The sequence below is a fragment of the Mycobacterium sp. UNC410CL29Cvi84 genome (assembly GCF_000686745.1).
GTDB classification, from domain to species: domain Bacteria; phylum Actinomycetota; class Actinomycetes; order Mycobacteriales; family Mycobacteriaceae; genus Mycobacterium; species Mycobacterium mucogenicum_B.
In genome coordinates this window covers 32595-46619 of record NZ_JMLM01000015.1, presented here as the reverse complement: position 1 = coordinate 46619, position 14025 = coordinate 32595, and the positions used below count along the sequence as shown (strand labels likewise).

The window sequence follows — 14025 nt, the reverse complement described above, 5'->3', positions numbered from 1 at the left end:
GCTGTGCTTCGATCATGGGGCCGAACGAGGAGGCTCCCCATGTCCGCAGCGCAGCGTCCGACCACCTTGTGTGAAGCCTTCCAGCTGACGGCGTCGATCGATCCGGACGCCGTCGCATTGCGCACCGCCGGTGGCGGGCCGACGCTCACCTGGGCGCAGTACTCCGCACAGGTGCGCGCGGTTGCAGCCGGGCTCAGCGGGCTCGGGGTGGCCCGCGGCGACACGGTGTCGCTGATGATGGCCAATCGGGTTGAGTTCTATCCGCTCGAGGTCGGCGCGCAGCACGTGGGCGCCACGTCGTTCTCGGTGTACAACACGTTGCCGCCGGCGGACCTGGCGCATGTCTTCGGCAACGCCGGCACGAAAGTCGTGATGTGCGAGGCACAATTCGTCGACCGCATTCGCGCCAGCGGCGCACCGATCGAACACATCGTCGTCATCGACGGAGCGGTCGACGGTGCGTTGAGCGTCGACGAGCTGCTGGCCGCCGCGCCCGCGGACTTCGACTTCGAGGCCACCTGGCGCGCGGTCCGCGCCGACGACGTCGTCACGCTCATCTACACCTCGGGTACCACCGGCAAGCCGAAGGGCGTGGAGATGACGCACGCCAACATCCTGTTCGAGGCGTTCGCGGTGGACGACGTGCTGGGCATCCGATTCGGCGACCGTGGCACGTCCTACCTGCCGACGGCCCACATCGCCGATCGCCTGACCGGGCTGTATTTCCAGGAGGTGTTCGGCACGCAGCTCACCTGTGTCGCGGACGTCCGCGCGATCGCCGCGGCGTTGCCCGAGGTCCGGCCGACGGTGTGGGGCGGGGTGCCGCGCGTGTGGGAAAAGCTCAAGGCCGCAGTCGAATTCGCGGTCGCCAATGAGCCCGATGAGATGAAGCGGGCGGCGCTGCAGTGGGCCCTGTCGATCGGCGCCAAGAAGGCCGCGGCGCTGCTCGCGCACCAGCCGGTGCCCGACGAGGTCGCCGCCGAGTGGGCCACCGCCGACGACCTGGTGCTGTCCAAACTGCGCGAACGACTGGGCCTGGACCAGGTGCGGTGGGCGGTTTCCGGCGCGGCGCCGATCCCGGTGCAGACCCTCGGTTTCTTCGTCGGACTCGGGCTCCCGATGACCGAGCTGTGGGGCATGTCGGAGCTGAGTTGTGTTGCCACGGTGAGCCATCCGCGCGACACCAAACTCGGTACCGTCGGCAGGCCGCTGCCCGGCGTGGAATGCCGGCTGGCCGATGACGGCGAGCTGCTGGTGCGCGCGCCGCTGGTCATGAAGGGCTACCGGAAAGAACCGGCCAAGACGGCCGAGGCGCTCGACGCGGACGGCTGGTTGCACACCGGCGACGTCGCCCAGATCGACGACGAGGGTTACCTGACCATCGTCGACCGCAAGAAGGAACTGATCATCAACGCGGCCGGCAAGAACATGTCGCCCGCCAACATCGAGAAATCCATCAAGGCCGCGTGCCCGCTGATCGGCGTGGTGATGGCCATCGGCGACGCGCGGCCCTACAACACCGCGCTCATCGTGCTCGACGCCGAGTCCGCCGGCCCTTATGCCGCGCAGCGCGGACTCGCCGACGCCTCACCCGAGGCGCTGGCCGCCGACCCCGAACTGATCGCGCAGATCGCCGCCGGTGTGGCCCAGGGCAATGCCGAGTTGTCGCGCGTCGAGCAGATCAAGCGGTTTTCGGTGTTGCCGACGTTCTGGGAGCCCGGGGGAGACGAGATCACGTTGACCATGAAGCTCAAGCGGCGTCCCGTCGTCGAGAAGTACGCCGCCGAGATCGAGGCCCTCTACGCGGCGGACCCGGGTCCGACCGTCCACGAACCGAAAGTGACTGCCGCCGCGGCGAATTGACCATCAGGTCGTCGTGCAGGCGAACTTCAGTCCGACACCTTCGGGTGCCGGGAGCACCGGCGTCAGGCAGCCGAAGGTCTGAATGCCGGCGTCGCTGAACCGGACCGCGGTGCGGCGCGCGTAGTTCACGCAGACCGGCCCGGTGGCGTCGGCGCGGCACTGGTAGTCGCCGAACCGCAGGCTCTGCCCGTCTTTGAGCTTGGGGCCGCTGCCCTTGTTGAATCGTCCCGGATCTCCGTGCACCGAGCCGACTTCCGCTGTCGGCCCCTCGAAATCGACCCAGCCGCCCACCCAGTGGCCATAGGTGTCGGCCGGTTGCGGCGGCGGGGACTTCAGGTGCGTCAGGCATGCCAGCGTGCCGTTGAAACTCTTGTCGGTCATGCAGTTGGCGCCCGACGCCGTGGTGAACGCGATGTCGGTACCCAGATCTGTGGGCGTGCCGTCACGTCTCGCGGTGTGGAAGCCCGCCGGGTCGGCCGGGGTACCGGCCTCCACCCAGGCGATCACATCGGCGACGGGTGCGCCCGCCGGCGGCGGCGTGGTGGGTGCGGCTTTCGGCGTCGGAGCCGGGGGACGACTCGATGGTGCGGTGGCCGACAGTGACGGCTCCGAGATCGCCACGCCGGGCCGTCCGTGCTGGTCCGACGTGGCGGCACAACCCGCAACCAGGGCACATGCCGCGAGGACCACCGGAAGTCGCATGCCCGCCAGGGTAACCGGCAGGGGTGCAACACGCGGCTCAGGCACCCCGGTGATTACAGATTTTCGATAGTGTCCATTTATGCACGAACGTACCGTCCGCGTGACGATCGACAGCGGAACCATCGAGGGCTTCACCCGCGACGGCGTGCACCGCTGGCGTTCCGTGCCCTACGCGCGGCCGCCGGTCGGCCCGTGGCGCTACCGGGCCCCGCAACCCGTGCAGCCCTGGCGCGGCGTGCGGTACTGCCATGGCTTCACCTACTGCGCGCCGCAGGACCGCAAATACACGATGCTCAGTGTGGGCAAGTACCAGCCGATGGGCGAGGACTGCCTGACCCTCAACGTGGTGACGCCCGAGCAGCCCACCGGCGAGCCGCTGCCCGTGATGTTCTTCATCCACGGCGGCGGCTACATCCTCGGCAGTTCTGCCACCCCGATCTACGACGGGGCCGCACTCGCGCGGCGCGGCTGCATCTTCGTCTCGGCCAACTACCGGCTGGGCGCACTCGGCTGCTTCGATGTGTCGACCCTGGCCACCGCGGAGCATCCGCTGGACGACAACCTGTTCCTGCGCGACCTGGTGGCGGCCCTGCAGTGGGTGCGGACCAACATCGCGGTGTTCGGCGGCGATCCGGACAACGTCACCATTTTCGGGGAGAGCGCCGGCGCCCATGCCGTGGCGACGCTGCTCGCCGTGCCGCAGGCGAAAGGCCTTTTCCACCAAGCGATTGCCGAGAGTCCCGCCAGCGGCATGGTGCGTTCACCCGACGCTGCGGCCCAGTTCGCGAAGCAGTTCGCCGAGCAGCTGGGAGCCGGCGAGCGGGACGGCGCCGCCGCGCTGATGTCGGCGAGACCGGTTGAGCTGATGGCGGCGCTGGACCGCGTCATCCACGGGGCGGTGGCCGACATGCCGGGCGCCTTCCCGGCCGGGCCGGCGTGCGGAACCGAGTTCCTGCCCGAAGATCCGATTGTCGCGATGCGCGAGGGGCGGGCCCACCTGGTTCCGCTGATCGTGGGGAGCAACGCCGACGAGGGCCGCCTGTTCACCAAGTTCATGCAGCTGCTGCCCACCAACGAGGCCATGATCGAACGCATCTTGGCCCATGTGCCGGCCGAGCAGCGCGCCCGGATAGTCGGGGCCTATCCGGGTTACCCGCAATCGGCCGACGCCTGTATCAAGCTCGGCGGCGACTTCGCCTTCGGCACGGCGTCGTGGGAGATCGCCGGCGCGCACATGCACCACGCGCCCACCTACGCGTACCGGTACGACTACGCGCCGCCGGCGCTGCATTGGACGCGCCTCGGTGCCACGCACGCCACCGAACTACTGGCGGTCTTCGACGTGTACCGCACTCCGCTGGGTTCGCTGCTGACCGCCGCCATGGACCGCAAGTCGGCGCTGCGGATCAGCAATGACGTGCAGAACCGGTGGCGGGCATTCGCCCGCACGGGTGTCCCCGGCGAGGACTGGCCACGGTACGACGCCGACGACCGCGCCGTCCTCGTCTTCGACCGCAAGACGCGTGTCGAGTTCGACCCCCGCGCCGAGCAGCGTCAAGCCTGGGAAGGCTTTTCACTGGTCCACGGCTAGGCCGCTACTTCTTGACCACCTGGGTGCCGCCGGCAAGCTCGTCGTGCCGGCCCTGCTTGCAGGGGCTGGAGCTGATGGTGACGGCGATGAAGATGTACGCGATGAACGCCAGCAGCCCGCCGATCCACGGAATGATGGGGAGCAGCGTGAACGAGTTGCGGATGGCCGACTGCTTGAAGTCGGGCTTGGCCATGCCGTGGGGCCCACGGACGCTCAGGCCCAGCACCATCTTGCCGGGCGTTGCGCCGGCCAGTACCTCGAACAGCACGAAGTACAGGAAGGTGCCCAGCCCGGAGAACAGGCCGGTCACCATGACATCGGACATCGAGCCGATCGAGAAGGCACCGAAGAAGGCCAGCACTCCGACGATCAGTCCGTCGATGAACCGTGCGAAGAAACGGGGCAGCAGGTCACCGGGATGCACCGGGGTGGGTGCGCCGTAAGCGCCTGACGTTGGGTAGTTCTCGCCATAGGTCATGGCGTCAATTTACTGCCGATTGGCCAGCAATATCTGGCTTAGCCGCGTAGTCGTGGCCTGGCCGTCCGCATTGCCCCCGGCGCCGTTCAACGCGTTCATCACGGCCAGGGTGAAACGTTGTCCGGGCCCGGCGAATCCGACGGTGTTGGTCACCCAGCCGCCCTGCTCGTCGGACCAGCCGTCCTTGTTGCCGGGCGCCATGTTCGGGCCGGCGCCCCAGACGCCCCACTGCTGGATCGGGTCGACGTTCTGCATGGCGCTCACGATCCAGGCGGTCTCGTTGGGCCGCAGCCGGGTCAGCATGTAGTTGACCATCTGGTCCAGATCATCGGTGGTCGACTTCTGAAAACCCCAGTAGGGGAACATGTCTCCGAATCCGCGTTGCGGTTGGACCCGCGTCATGCCGAAATGCGGGAAGTCGTTGTTGAAGATGGTGTGGTCGGGTCCGCCGTACCGTGTCCACAGTGTGTCGGCGGCGTCGTTGTCCGAGGTGTGCAGCATCTTGCCCATCAGCGCGATGTCGTTGTCGGTGAGCCGCAGGAGCCCGGCGCTCTGCCGCGCGAACAGGTCAACCACCATGCCGAGTTTGATGGTCGAGGCCGTCCAGACCATGTCTCCGGCATGCGAATTGCGGTATACCGCACCGGTTTTGCGGTCGCGCAGCACGTAGCCGACGGTGCCCGGTCGGGTCGCCAGGTAGGCGTCGGCCGCCGCGACGCGTTGCTGCGCGTCGCAGGCGCCGGTACATTCGGCGCGCGCGGCGGGCAGTGCGGGCCCGGCCAAGAGCGTTGCGACCAGTGCCGCCCTGAGCAGTTTCACGCCGGTAGCCTCCCAGATCTCGGTCAATGTCGTTCGGTGCCGGCGGCTTCTGGGCGCGGCCACGTCGGCAGGGGCACCGGGCCGTCGCCCGGTCGCAGCCGGTCGAGCACGGCCCGCAGCGGTGGCCAATTGGTGCGGCCCTTGCGGGTGACGGCGTAGGCGGTGTGGATCACCGTCGGCCCGGCCAGCGGAACCACCTTGATGCCTGCGCTCGTCGGACGTTCCAGCGGCAGCAGTCCGACGCCGTATCCGGCGACGATGAGGTCCTCGACCAGTTCCAGGCTGTCGATCTGATGGGCGATGCGCGGGGTGAACCCGCTCAGCGCACCCAGCGTGCGGACGGCGTCCTCGTCAGCGGTGTTGCGGGAGTTGACGATCCAGGTCCGGTCCGCGTAGTCGGACAGCTCGGCGGGTCCGTGCGCTTCGTCGGCCGGCAGGCCCAGACCCCACGGAATCGACCACAGCGCAAAGCCTTCCAGCAATGGGCTGGGGGAGGCCGGGGCCAGGTTGTAGTCGTAGGTCAGGGCCAGGTCCAGGTCGTCGTCGGTGAGCAGCGCGAACGCTTCGATGGGCTCGTATTCGCTGATGGCGACGTCGATTCCGGGGTGTTCCCGGGTCAGTTCCGCCAGGATCGGCAGCAGCGAGACGCGGATGCCGGTCGCGAAGCCACCGATCCGCAGCGTGCCGACGGGTTCGGCGTCGGAATCGAGGTCCAGGCGTGCCGCGTCGACGGCGGCGAGAATGGTCACGGCATGATCGGCCAGGCGCTGCCCGGCGGGTGTCAGCCTGACTCGGCGGCCCTCCGGTTCGATCAGTTGCGTGCCGGTCTCCTTGGCGAGTGCCGCGATCTGTTGCGACACCGTCGACGTCGTCAGATTGAGGTTCTCGGCGACGGCCCGCATCGACCCCAGGCGCGACAGCGCCAGCAGGAGGCGCAGCCGACGGGTGTCCATCCGACCATTGTCCAGGGAATCTGCACGATTCTGCGTCATCTGGCCCGAAGTTATGAATATTTAGCCAATGTGCGACGATCCGAAAATGACCGCACGCCCAGCCCACTTCATCCCGATCGACGCCGATCGGGTCCAGCCGACCCGATTCGCCCAGAGTCTGTGGGGCGAAGACCACCTCAACGGTCCGGCGGTGGTGGGGTTGGCCGCCCACGCGCTCGAGGCCGCGTTCGGACTGCCCGACTTTCTGCCGGCCCGGCTCACCGTCGACCTGTTCCGTGCCGCGCGCGGGGTGCCGACGACGACCGAGGTGAAGCTGGTCCGGGACGGGCGACGCGTCCGCAATTCCGAGTGTGACGTGGTGCAGGACGGCGTGATCGTCGCCCGGGCCACGCTGGTGCAGTATCGGCTCGCTGAGGCGCCCCCTGGTGAGGAGTGGTTCGGCGCAACCGATTTCGAGCCACCCGCGGAGATCGATGGCGGCCTGGCGCCGTACATCAGCAGTGACGGTGTCGGCTGGACGCGGACCATCGCCGAGCACCAGAACGCGGGTCGCAAGCGTTACGTCAACCAGCCCCTCGACGTCATCGAAGGCGAGACCAACACACCGTTCGTCCGGGCTGCCGTGGCGGCCGAGGGCACCAGCATGGTCACGAATCTGGGGACCGCGGGCATCGGCTACATCAACGGCGACCTGACCGTGGCGTTGACGCGGCTGCCGCAGGACGACTGGGTCGGCGTCGAGGCCGAGACGCACTGGGCGGACCGCGGCATCGCGGTCGGTGCCACCACGTTGTACGACAGCGCCGGGCCCATCGGCACCGGTCTGACCACCGCGGTCAGCAATCCCGCCGCTCAGATCGACTTCGGCCACAGCCGTTTCCCCGATCGGATCAGGCGCGACGTGTAGCGCTCCGATTGTGAAGCGCTGCAGAAGGTTTAGCGACGGGACGCATGCGGTAACCAAGAACTGTCCGAGCAATCCGTGGGGTGGGACACCCCGCAATCATCTGATTGGAGGATCGCGATGAGGATGAAGAAAACAGCTGTCACCACCGCTGTTGCCGGTGCTCTGTTCGCCGGTGCCGCAGGTGTTGGCGCAGGCATGGCCACGGCGAGCATGACGCCGCCTCCCGGGCCCACCGTGACGGCACCGCCGGCATGGGCACCCCCGAAGCCGGCTGAACCGGCGTGGTCGATGGGTAATCCCCAGGTCTGGGATGCCGGATGGAACCACTGGGGCGTCTGGGTGAACGGCACGTTCGTTCCGACGTTCTGACCGGTTCGGTTCCGATCCGGATCACGAAGGGGCCGTTGTTGCAGCCGTTGCAACAACGGCTTCATTCATAAATTATGAACGGTATATCCACGATTATCACGTGGACATGAACATTCCGGTTCCCGTTCAATACAACGCATGACCACCGCAGCGGCGCGAAACGGCGCACTCATGACCGTCGCGTCCATGATGTCGGTGCAGCTGGGTGCCGCCCTTGCGGTGAAGCTCATGGACGGCATCGGGCCGGCCGGCGTGGCCTGGCTCCGCCTGGCCTGGGCCGGCACGTTGATGCTGCTGTTCGTCCGGCCGCGGCCGAAGTCGTTCACCCGCTCGGCGTTGCTGTCGTGTGTCCTGCTCGGTATCGCCACCGCCGGCTTCACGCTGCTGTTCATGGTGGCGGTCTCCCGCATTCCGCTCGGCACCGCGAGTGCCCTGGAATACCTGGGCGCGCTTGCCGTCGCAGTGGCCAAGGGGCGCGGACGCGGACGGCTGCTGTTCCCCGCGATGGCGGGCACCGGCGTCGTTCTGCTGACCCAACCGTGGGCGGCTGCCGTCGACCCCGTGGGTGTGCTCGCAGCGCTGGCTTCAGCGGTCTGCCTCGGTGCCTACATCCTGCTGACGCAGCGCGTCGGCGACGAGGTCTCCGGCATCACGGGTCTGGCGGTGTCCATGCCGGTGGCCGGTCTGGTCGTCACCATGGTGGCCGGTCCGTCTGTCGTCGGCCATCTGACTCCGCACCTGCTGCTGGCCGGCCTGGGTCTGGCCATCCTGTTGCCGGCCATCCCGTTCACGCTGGAGATGCTGGCCCTCAAGCGCCTCACCGCGGCGGCGTTCGGCACGCTGATGAGCCTCGAACCCGCATTCGCCATGACGCTCGGGCTGATCGTGCTGCATCAGGTGCCGGGGCTGCCCGCCGTCGCCGGCATCGCACTCGTCGTGCTCGCCGGTATCGGCGCCGCGCGCACCGGGGCCCGACCTGCATCCGAGACCGACCGACGGGAACCGGTACTCGTGGTCGAATAGGGGCATGACGCCACCGGCCACTGCGCTCACCGCCTCACCGTTCACCGGCCGTACCCCCAGCGGCGCGGGGGACATGTCTGTGGAAACCCATGGCATCGCGCCCGTTCCGGCAGATCGGCGGTACGGCACGCCGGGCCGACTGTTCACGGTGTGGTTCGCGCCGCAGATCAACATGACGTGCGTCTTCACCGGCGCGATGATCGGCGCACTCGGTCTGGGGTTCTGGCTGGCGATGCTGGCGATGATCGTCGGCACGGTGCTCGGGTCGCTGGTCGTCGGCTACCTCTCCACGCTGGGCCCGCGCACCGGTGCCGCGCAGCTGCCCGGGGCACGGATGGCGTTCGGCGGTTTGATCGCGGTACCCGCTGTGCTGCAATGGCTCTCGTCGGTGGCGTGGGACGCACTGGTCGGTCTGTTCGGCGGCGAAGCGCTCGCCGTGCTGCTCGGTATCCCGTTCTGGGCGGCGGTGCTGATCGTGCTGGGCGTGCAGGGTGCGGTCGGGTTCATCGGCTACGAGCTGATCCACCGGCTACAGGCCGTCCTCACCGTGGTGTTGTTCGCGACGTTCGTCGTGTTCGCGGTGAAACTCGTTGCCGGACATCAGGTCGTGGCACCGGCGACCGCGCACGGTGCCGACCTGGCCGGAGCCTTCGTGCTGGCGGTCACCATCGCCCTGAGCCTGGCCGTGTCCTGGGCCAGCTATGCCGCCGACTTCAGCCGCTACCTCCCGGCGGATTCCGCGCCGCGCAAGGTTTTCGGGTTCAGTTTCGCCGGACTGGCTGCCGCGTACGTGTTCGTCGAGACCATCGGCATCGCCGCCGGGAGTCTCATCACCGACCAGACCGCCGAGGGCGTGCGGTCGGTGATGGGCGGGGGAGCACTGGGTGCCGTCGCACTGCTCATCATCGCGCTGGCGTCGGTCGGCTCGGGTGTGATGAACGACTACAGCGGTTCGCTCGCCCTGCAGACGCTGGGTGTCCGCGTGCGGCGGCCGGTGTCCTCATTGGTGGTGACGGCGCTGGCGTTCGGCCTCATCCTCTGGCTCCACACCGGCGACACCGCAACGCGATTCACCAATGTGCTGCTTCTGATCAGCTACTGGATTCCGGCGTTCGCGGCCATCGTGATCGTCGACTGGCGCCGCCGCAGCCACGGCCGGCCGACCGTGGATCCCGCCGCGGAGACGACGCCGCGGGCCGACGCCGTGGCCGCCCTGGTCGCGTTCTTGGTGGCCTACGGCGCCGCGATCCCGTTCATGAACACCACGCTGCTGCAAGGGCCCGTCGCCATCGCGTGGCATGGTGCCGACATCGCGTACTTCGTGAATTTCGTTGTCGCACTGGTGGTCTACGGCGGCTACCGGCGGCTCAGGAGTTCCTGAGTCAGCGCACCGTCGCAAAGAACGCACGCACGTCGTCGACGAACAACTCGGGCTGCTCGAATGCCGCGAAGTGACCACCGCGCGGCATCGTCGTCCAGTGGGTGATGTTGTACCCGGTCTCGCACCAGGAGCGCGGTGCCCGCAGGATCTCCTTGGGGAACGACGCGACGCCGGTCGGCAGCTCGACCTTGCGCTGCCCGCCGCCGAACACCCGGAAGCTCTCCCAGTACAGCCGCGCCGACGATGCTCCGGTGGCGGTGGCCCAGTAGATCATCACGTCGTCGAGCATCTCGTCACGGCTCAGCGCGCTCTCCACGTCACCGTCGTGGTCGGTCCACGACCAGAACTTCTCGACGATCCACGCCAGTTGCGCCACCGGTGAATCGACCAGGCCGTAGCCGATCGTCTGCGGACGGGTGGACTGCTCCTTGGCATAGCCGGAGTCCACGTCCTGGTAGTGCTTCAACGCCGCCAGCGCGTTCTGTTCCTCTGCGGTGAACTCCGTCGTGCCGGCGGCGGGACGGCCCATGGGCATGTTCGTGTGAATGGCGATGCAATGACCCACGTTTCGCCCGATCTGGGTGGTCACCGCCGCACCCCAGTCGCCGCCCTGCGCGCCGTAGCGGGTGTAGCCGAGTCGCACCATCAGGTCATCCCACGCCTGTGCGGTCCGCTCGATGCCCCATCCGGTGGCGGCGGGTTTACCCGAGAAGCCATAACCGGGCAGTGACGGACACACCACGTGGAACGCGTCTTCCGCGCGGCCGCCGTGCGCGGTCGGATCGGTCAGCGGGCCGATGACCTTCTGGAACTCGGCGATCGACCCGGGCCACCCGTGCGTGATGATCAGCGGCAGTGCGTCGGGGTGCGGTGACCGCTGATGGATGAAATGGATGTCCAGGCCGTCGATTTCGGTGACGTACTGATCGAACCGGTTCAGCGCCGCCTCGCGGGCCCGCCAGTCGTAGTCGTTCGCCCAGTAGTCGGCCAGCGCGCGGGTGTAGCTGAGCGGAATGCCCTGGCTCCAGTCGTCGACGCACTCGGCTTCGGGCCACCGGGTGTTGGCCAGCCGGTGGCGCAGATCGTCCAGCACTGCGTCGGGCACGGCGATCTGGAAAGGTGCAATCTCGGTCACGAAGATCCATTCTTACCGGGCGGCTTCGACGATCACCACGTCGAGGGTGCGTGGACCGTGCACGCCCTCGACGCGCTGCAGTTCGATGTCGCTCGTCGCGCTCGGCCCGGAGATGAAGGTCAGTGGGCGGGACGGCTCGAGCGCCGCGAACGCCTGCGGCACGGTGTCGACGATCTGGTCGGCCCGGATGACGCAGACGTGATGGTCTGGCACCAGCGTCAGCGCGCGCCGGCCTTGTGCCGCACCGGCATCCAGCACGATGGTTCCGGTCGATGCGATCCCGAGGGCGCAGTCGGTCACCACCGCATCGACGCTGTCCAGCACATCGATGGTGACGGGCGGGTCGTCGACGACGGTGTGGATGCCCGTCACCCAGTCGGGCGGCAGGTCCGCGGGGATCACCGCGGACCCGGTGCCGACGAGGGCAGCGATCACCGTGGCCACTTCCGTCTCGGCGACGCGGTGTACCTGTGCCCGGTAGTCGGCCACCGTCTCGGCGAATCGGTCGACATCGCCGAGGCCGGTCAAGGGCTGCCGGTCATAGTCGCGTGGCACGCGCACCGCGGCCGGCGGGGCCGATCCGAGCGCGGCGCGGATGCGCCCCAGTACGGCTTCCCGAGCGTCGGTCATTGGTCGCCGCTCCGGTTGCGGGCCCACCACTGCCGGAACGTCTCCGCCGGTGGTGCCGGAACATCGCGGCTCGCAGTCCATTTCGATGCCGGCCACGGCAGGTTGGTGATGCGGTGGTCCTTGCCGGCGAGCAGTCGGCCCGCGCCGAGCGCCTTCTCCGCCAGCCCGAACCGCGACGCGGACCCCATGGCCCAGCCCGCGGCTTTCATCGCCAAATCCTGTCCGGAGGGAAGTCCGCCGCGTTCTGTATCGACTTGAGCCGCCCGCAGATGCACCAGGATCGACGGGATGTCGATGCGGACGGGACAGGCCTCGAAGCAGGCTCCACACAGCGACGACGCATACGGCAGGCTCGCGTTCGGGTCGTCGTGACCGGTGGTCCCGGTCAGCTGGGGGCTGAGGATCGCGCCGATGGGTCCCGGGTACACCGAGCCGTAGGCGTGCCCGCCCGTGCGTTCGTAGACCGGGCAGACGTTCAGGCAGGCGCTGCATCGGATGCAGTGCAGCGCAGCACGTCCCACCTCGTCGGCGAGGACGCGCGTCCGGCCGTTGTCGAGCAGCACCAGATGGAACTGCTGCGGGCCGTCGCCGGGGTGCACTCCGGTCCACATCGAGGTGTACGGGTTCATCCGCTCGGCGGTCGACGACCGCGGCAGCAGTTGCATGAACACATCGAGATCGGTGAAGCGCGGGATCACCTTCTCGATGCCCATCACGGTGATCAGGGTTTCGGGCAGCGTCAGGCACATGCGGCCGTTGCCCTCGGATTCGACGACCGCCAGGGTCCCGGTTTCGGCCACGCCGAAGTTGGCGCCGCTGACGGCGACCTTGGCGGACAGGAACTTTCGCCGCAGATGCGCGCGGGCGGCCATCGCCAGCACCCGGGGTTCGTCGGTGAGTTCGCCGGCGCCGGGCATTTCGCGTTCGAAGATGTCCCGGATCTCGGTGCGGTTGCGGTGGATCGCCGGGACGAGGATGTGGCTCGGCTTGTCGTGTCCGAGTTGGACGATAAGCTCGGCCAGGTCGGTCTCGATGGGCGTGATGCCCTCGGCCTCCAGGTACTCGTTGAGCCCGATTTCCTGCGTGGCCATCGACTTCACCTTGACGACCTCGGTGCTGCCGGTGCCCCGGATCAGCTCGGCGACAATGCGATTGGCTTCGTCGCCGTCGCGCGCCCAGTGCACGGTGCCGCCACGCGCTGTGACGTTGGCTTCGAGTTCCTCCAGCAGTTCCGGTAGCCGCGCCAGCACGTCCTGTTTCAGTGCGCTGCCGGCGGCGCGCAGCTGTTCCCAGTCGTCGCATTCGGCAATGGCGGCAAGACGTTTGGCGCGGATGGTGCCGGTGGCATGGCCGATGTTGCGGCGTAGTTGGGCGTCGCTGAGCGCGGTCCGCGCGGCAGCCGGAAAGCTCTGGTCGCCACGAAGATTCCCGGTCACGATGTGGCCGCCAGGATTTCGGCCAGATGCACGGTACGGACGCCGCTGCCGATCCGGCTCAGCCCACCCCCGATGTGCATGAGGCACGATGCGTCACCTGCCGTGCACACCGCGGCGCCCGTCGTCGCGATGTTCGCCATCTTGTCTTCGAGCATCGCCGTGGACACGTCGGCGTTCTTCAAGGCGAAGGTGCCACCGAAGCCGCAACAGGATTCGGCCTGCGGCAGTTCGACGAGCGTCAGGCCCTGGACGTTGCGCAGCAGCCGCAGTGGCTTGTCACCCACACCCAGCATCCGCAGCGAGTGGCATGTCGGGTGGTAGGTGACGCGGTGCGGGTAGTAGGCGCCGACGTCGTCGACGCCGAGCACGTCGACCAGGAACTCGGAGAGCTCGAAGGTGTGCGCCGCAACCGATTCGGCGCGCGCCGCGAGCCCGGTGTCGCCGGCGCGCCGGGCCACCATCGCGTGTTGGTGACGCACCGACCCGACGCACGATCCCGACGGCGCCACGACGGCGTCGAAGCCGGTGAAGGCGTCGACGTGGTTGCGCACCAACGGCACGGCTTCACGCAGGTACCCGGTGTTGACGTGCATCTGTCCGCAGCAGGTCTGCCCGGCCGGGAACTCCACCCGGTGACCCAGCCGTTCCAGCAGCCGCACCGTGGCGATGGCGGCAGCCGGAAACATGGCATCGGCCAGGCAAGTCGCGAACAGCGCTATCCGCACCGGCCGACAGTAC

At 68.2% G+C, this 14025-nt stretch carries 14 protein-coding genes; 6 read left to right on the top strand and 8 right to left on the bottom strand.

All coding sequences use genetic code 11. The features are described from left to right. Nucleotides 1-39 precede the first annotated feature (39 nt). Nucleotides 40-1863: a fatty acid--CoA ligase FadD11 gene (gene fadD11, locus BR47_RS0120935; RefSeq protein ID WP_029120691.1), complete on the top strand. Its 1824-nt coding sequence runs from the start codon at nucleotides 40-42 to the stop codon at nucleotides 1861-1863. Between the two features lie 3 nt (nucleotides 1864-1866). On the opposite strand, the gene BR47_RS0120930 is transcribed toward fadD11, so the two are convergent. Then, nucleotides 1867-2565 carry a hypothetical protein gene (locus BR47_RS0120930; RefSeq protein WP_029120690.1) on the bottom strand — a complete coding sequence of 233 codons (699 nt, stop codon included), beginning with the start codon at nucleotides 2563-2565 and terminating at the stop codon, nucleotides 1867-1869. A 79-nt stretch (nucleotides 2566-2644) separates the two neighbouring features. Between BR47_RS0120930 and BR47_RS0120925 the strand changes: the two genes are divergently transcribed. Then, nucleotides 2645-4156 (top strand): carboxylesterase/lipase family protein, encoded by a 1512-nt coding sequence (locus BR47_RS0120925; protein WP_029120689.1) that lies wholly within the window; start codon nucleotides 2645-2647, stop codon nucleotides 4154-4156. Nucleotides 4157-4160: 4 nt separating this feature from the next. Here the strand turns inward: BR47_RS0120925 and BR47_RS0120920 are convergent, their stop codons facing one another. From BR47_RS0120920 to BR47_RS0120910, 3 genes are read right to left on the bottom strand one after another with little or no spacing between them, the layout of a single operon-like run. Beyond that, on the bottom strand, nucleotides 4161-4634 hold the full coding sequence (locus tag BR47_RS0120920; protein ID WP_029120688.1) for an RDD family protein: 474 nt from the start codon (nucleotides 4632-4634) through the stop codon (nucleotides 4161-4163). Between the two features lie 9 nt (nucleotides 4635-4643). Further along, nucleotides 4644-5453, bottom strand: a complete 810-nt coding sequence (locus tag BR47_RS0120915) for a serine hydrolase (protein ID WP_029120687.1) — start codon at nucleotides 5451-5453, stop codon at nucleotides 4644-4646. Between the two features lie 23 nt (nucleotides 5454-5476). Beyond that, complete coding sequence (locus BR47_RS0120910; protein ID WP_029120686.1) at nucleotides 5477-6406, bottom strand: LysR family transcriptional regulator; 930 nt, start codon at nucleotides 6404-6406, stop codon at nucleotides 5477-5479. A gap of 85 nt (nucleotides 6407-6491) precedes the next feature. Between BR47_RS0120910 and BR47_RS0120905 the strand changes: the two genes are divergently transcribed. The 4 genes from BR47_RS0120905 (at nucleotide 6492) to BR47_RS0120890 (ending at nucleotide 10086) form a co-directional block, all read left to right on the top strand. After that, complete coding sequence (locus BR47_RS0120905) at nucleotides 6492-7313, top strand: acyl-CoA thioesterase domain-containing protein (RefSeq protein ID WP_029120685.1); 822 nt, start codon at nucleotides 6492-6494, stop codon at nucleotides 7311-7313. A 123-nt stretch (nucleotides 7314-7436) separates the two neighbouring features. After that, nucleotides 7437-7682, top strand: coding sequence for a hypothetical protein (locus tag BR47_RS0120900; protein ID WP_353582953.1), 246 nt, complete (start codon nucleotides 7437-7439; stop codon nucleotides 7680-7682). Between the two features lie 138 nt (nucleotides 7683-7820). Then, nucleotides 7821-8705 (top strand): EamA family transporter, encoded by an 885-nt coding sequence (locus BR47_RS0120895; RefSeq protein WP_029120683.1) that lies wholly within the window; start codon nucleotides 7821-7823, stop codon nucleotides 8703-8705. Nucleotides 8706-8709: 4 nt separating this feature from the next. After that, nucleotides 8710-10086: a purine-cytosine permease family protein gene (locus BR47_RS0120890; protein WP_029120682.1), complete on the top strand. Its 1377-nt coding sequence runs from the start codon at nucleotides 8710-8712 to the stop codon at nucleotides 10084-10086. A gap of 1 nt (nucleotide 10087) precedes the next feature. On the opposite strand, the gene BR47_RS0120885 is transcribed toward BR47_RS0120890, so the two are convergent. From BR47_RS0120885 to BR47_RS0120870, 4 genes are read right to left on the bottom strand one after another with little or no spacing between them, the layout of a single operon-like run. Next, nucleotides 10088-11212, bottom strand: a complete 1125-nt coding sequence (locus tag BR47_RS0120885; RefSeq protein WP_029120681.1) for an epoxide hydrolase family protein — start codon at nucleotides 11210-11212, stop codon at nucleotides 10088-10090. A gap of 21 nt (nucleotides 11213-11233) precedes the next feature. After that, nucleotides 11234-11851 carry a LutC/YkgG family protein gene (locus BR47_RS0120880; RefSeq protein ID WP_029120680.1) on the bottom strand — a complete coding sequence of 206 codons (618 nt, stop codon included), beginning with the start codon at nucleotides 11849-11851 and terminating at the stop codon, nucleotides 11234-11236. Next, nucleotides 11848-13287: a LutB/LldF family L-lactate oxidation iron-sulfur protein gene (locus tag BR47_RS0120875; RefSeq protein ID WP_051634919.1), complete on the bottom strand. Its 1440-nt coding sequence runs from the start codon at nucleotides 13285-13287 to the stop codon at nucleotides 11848-11850. The genes BR47_RS0120880 and BR47_RS0120875 overlap by 4 nt, the downstream gene beginning before the upstream one ends. Then, complete coding sequence (locus tag BR47_RS0120870) at nucleotides 13284-14012, bottom strand: (Fe-S)-binding protein (RefSeq protein WP_029120678.1); 729 nt, start codon at nucleotides 14010-14012, stop codon at nucleotides 13284-13286. Before BR47_RS0120870 ends, BR47_RS0120875 begins: the two co-directional genes overlap by 4 nt. Nucleotides 14013-14025: the final 13 nt, after the last annotated feature.

Coding starts and splice junctions, on each gene's coding strand:
- BR47_RS0120895 (WP_029120683.1), top strand. CDS start 7,821: ATGACCACCGCAGCGGCGCGAAACGGCGCACTCATGACCGTCGCGTCC.
- BR47_RS0120930 (WP_029120690.1), bottom strand. CDS start 2,565: ATGCGACTTCCGGTGGTCCTCGCGGCATGTGCCCTGGTTGCGGGTTGT.
- BR47_RS0120905 (WP_029120685.1), top strand. CDS start 6,492: ATGACCGCACGCCCAGCCCACTTCATCCCGATCGACGCCGATCGGGTC.
- BR47_RS0120900 (WP_353582953.1), top strand. CDS start 7,437: ATGAAGAAAACAGCTGTCACCACCGCTGTTGCCGGTGCTCTGTTCGCC.
- BR47_RS0120880 (WP_029120680.1), bottom strand. CDS start 11,851: ATGACCGACGCTCGGGAAGCCGTACTGGGGCGCATCCGCGCCGCGCTC.
- BR47_RS0120890 (WP_029120682.1), top strand. CDS start 8,710: ATGACGCCACCGGCCACTGCGCTCACCGCCTCACCGTTCACCGGCCGT.
- BR47_RS0120910 (WP_029120686.1), bottom strand. CDS start 6,406: ATGGACACCCGTCGGCTGCGCCTCCTGCTGGCGCTGTCGCGCCTGGGG.
- fadD11 (WP_029120691.1), top strand. CDS start 40: ATGTCCGCAGCGCAGCGTCCGACCACCTTGTGTGAAGCCTTCCAGCTG.
- BR47_RS0120925 (WP_029120689.1), top strand. CDS start 2,645: ATGCACGAACGTACCGTCCGCGTGACGATCGACAGCGGAACCATCGAG.
- BR47_RS0120920 (WP_029120688.1), bottom strand. CDS start 4,634: ATGACCTATGGCGAGAACTACCCAACGTCAGGCGCTTACGGCGCACCC.